This window comes from Pseudoalteromonas sp. SR45-5, assembly GCF_014163565.1.
Classification (GTDB): Bacteria; Pseudomonadota; Gammaproteobacteria; order Enterobacterales; family Alteromonadaceae; genus Pseudoalteromonas; species Pseudoalteromonas distincta.
In genome coordinates this window covers 1-2,251 of the sequence record NZ_JACJDN010000632.1, presented here as the reverse complement: position 1 = coordinate 2,251, position 2,251 = coordinate 1, and the positions used below count along the sequence as shown (strand labels likewise).

3 protein-coding genes are annotated in these 2,251 nt (G+C 36.1%); 2 read left to right on the top strand and 1 reads right to left on the bottom strand.

From position 1 onward, the window contains the following. The first annotated feature begins 126 nt into the window (after positions 1-126). Positions 127-1,281: a serine hydrolase gene (locus H5072_RS17330; RefSeq protein WP_182694255.1), complete on the top strand. Its 1,155-nt coding sequence runs from the start codon at positions 127-129 to the stop codon at positions 1,279-1,281. Next, on the top strand, positions 1,278-1,778 hold the full coding sequence (locus tag H5072_RS17325; protein WP_002963152.1) for a histidine phosphatase family protein: 501 nt from the start codon (positions 1,278-1,280) through the stop codon (positions 1,776-1,778). The genes H5072_RS17330 and H5072_RS17325 overlap by 4 nt, the downstream gene beginning before the upstream one ends. Before the next feature lie 82 nt (positions 1,779-1,860). On the opposite strand, the gene yhbY is transcribed toward H5072_RS17325, so the two are convergent. Then, positions 1,861-2,157, bottom strand: a complete 297-nt coding sequence (yhbY, locus tag H5072_RS17320; RefSeq protein ID WP_002963153.1) for a ribosome assembly RNA-binding protein YhbY — start codon at positions 2,155-2,157, stop codon at positions 1,861-1,863. Positions 2,158-2,251 lie beyond the last annotated feature (94 nt).

Here is a 2,251-nt window from a genome sequence, read left to right as displayed (position 1 = left end):
ACTAAAAAACGCATAAGTACTAAACACTCACTAAAAACCAAATAATCGTCGTATTGTACGTTAGTCCAAACAAAACTTCATGATATTATCTACATAGATGTAGTTAAAAAGATAAAATTTATAAAAATGAAGTATCTCAAATCTTTATTGTATAGCCTACCTGCTTTGTGTTTGTTGTTTAGCTCTGTGAGTTTTGCAGCAAAAGCAGATCCTGATTGGGATGCATTTGTAAAAAAGTACGGCCGTTATGCGCAAAAAAAACTGAAAAATAAAGGTATACCAGGCGCTGCACTTTCGATTGTAAGTACAAACAACTCAGACTACATCCACACCATGGGTGTAACTAAAACCCGAAATGGACAAAAAGTAAATAAGCATACCCGGTTTAGGCTCGCGTCTGTTTCTAAAACATTTGCAGGCTCGTTATCAGCTAAATTAGCCAATGAGGGTTTACTTAAATTAGATAAAGCTGTTAGCGATTACATAACTGAGTTCAAAGGGACTGTTTATCAAGATGATTTAAAGGTATTTCACCTTCTAAGTCATGCAAGTGGGTTAGTGCCTAATGCGTACGATAATTTGATAGAGTCTCGTATGGATTACCCCAGTATTGTTGAAAAATTACTTAGTGTTAAACCTATTTGCAAACCAGGCGAATGTTACGGTTATCAAAATGTTATGTTTAGCCTTATAGGTAATGTGATATTACAAAGCAGTGGTAAAAGTTACGCGCAGTGGTTACGAGAAACTATTTTTGCGCCTTTAAAAATGAGTGATGCCAGCTTAGGTTTTGAATCTATGGTTCAGGATGAAAATTACGCATTACCACACGTGCGCGGTACAAAACGTTGGTATAGCGCTAAGCTTAAAAAAAATTATTATAAAGTGGGACCTGCAGCGGGTGTAAACGCAAGCGCAAATGACATGGCCATTTGGTTAAAAGCCCAGCTAGGGCAATACCCTGATGTTTTGTCATTGGATACTCTAGCAAAGCAAACGCGTCCTTATACACATACAAAAAAAGAAATGCATCGCAGGGTGTGGAAAAAACACCTTAATGAGGCTTATTACGGACTAGGTTGGCGGGTTTATAATTACGCTGATGAAACGCTTTACTATCATAGTGGCTGGGTGCAAGGATATAGAAGCGATGTGGTTGTGTTTCCCCAATTAAATGTTGGTTTTAGTTTAATCGTTAATGCTGAAACCGGCGTAATAAATGAATTAACAACTGAATTTATCGACAGGCTATTAGAATACAAACGAGGTAAAAAAATATGAATAAAATAATATTAGCAATCACTTTTTTAGCCTTGTCATTTAATTGTAGTTTGGCATTTGCCGCACCTGACGAGGTATATTTGTTTCGTCATAGCGAAAAGTTAACGGGGAAAAACCCAGCGCTCTCAGAAGAGGGGAAGGCACGTGCAAATAATTTAGTTACTTTGTTTAAAGAACATCAAAATATACATCTTTTTAGCAGCAACTATAAACGCACGTTGCAGACAGCCGCACCTTTGCAGGCACATTTTAATACCAAATTAAATGTGTATAACGCAGGTGAGCTAGGTGATTTAAAAAATGAGTTACTCAAACTAAAGGGTGTAGTTGTTGTTATTGGGCACAGTAATACGACGCCGCAACTGGCTGAACTACTCTCCAATGAAAAAGTGCCAGCTATGAGTGAGACACAATTTACTCAGTATTTTATATTGCATAATAAGCCCAGAAGTAATGGCACTGATTATGATGTAACGCACCATACAATGAGCTTTTAAATTAAAAAGTGTTATATAACAAAAAACCAGCATTAAGCTGGTTTTTTAATTTAAACGTACTAAATCCTTTAAATAGGATTAATTAGTTACGTGGTAAATGTATTTTTTTCTCAACACTTTGACGATAAAGCACAATAGTGTGACCTATCGTTTGTAGCTTAGTCGCACCAGTTTCACGTACGATTGCTTCAAAAATAAGTGCTTTTGTTTCACGATCATCAGTTGGAACTTTAACTTTGATTAATTCGTGAATTTCTAATGCACTTTGAATTTCGACTACTACGCCTTCGGTTAAACCGTTAGAACCTAGTAAAACTACAGGCTTGAGGCTATGTGCCTGACCTTTTAAAAACTGCTTTTGTTTGTTTGATAATGTCATGTTTATACAAATTTTGCTGAATATGGCTTGAATTAAGGGTATTCTAACGCCATCTAGAGAATATTACTAATTAGTTGCGTGTTAATTTATGACA

Excerpts from the sequence above, each read along its gene's own strand:
- H5072_RS17325 (WP_002963152.1), top strand. The coding sequence starts at position 1,278 with ATGAATAAAATAATATTAGCAATCACTTTTTTAGCCTTGTCATTTAAT.
- H5072_RS17330 (WP_182694255.1), top strand. The coding sequence starts at position 127 with ATGAAGTATCTCAAATCTTTATTGTATAGCCTACCTGCTTTGTGTTTG.
- yhbY (WP_002963153.1), bottom strand. The coding sequence starts at position 2,157 with ATGACATTATCAAACAAACAAAAGCAGTTTTTAAAAGGTCAGGCACAT.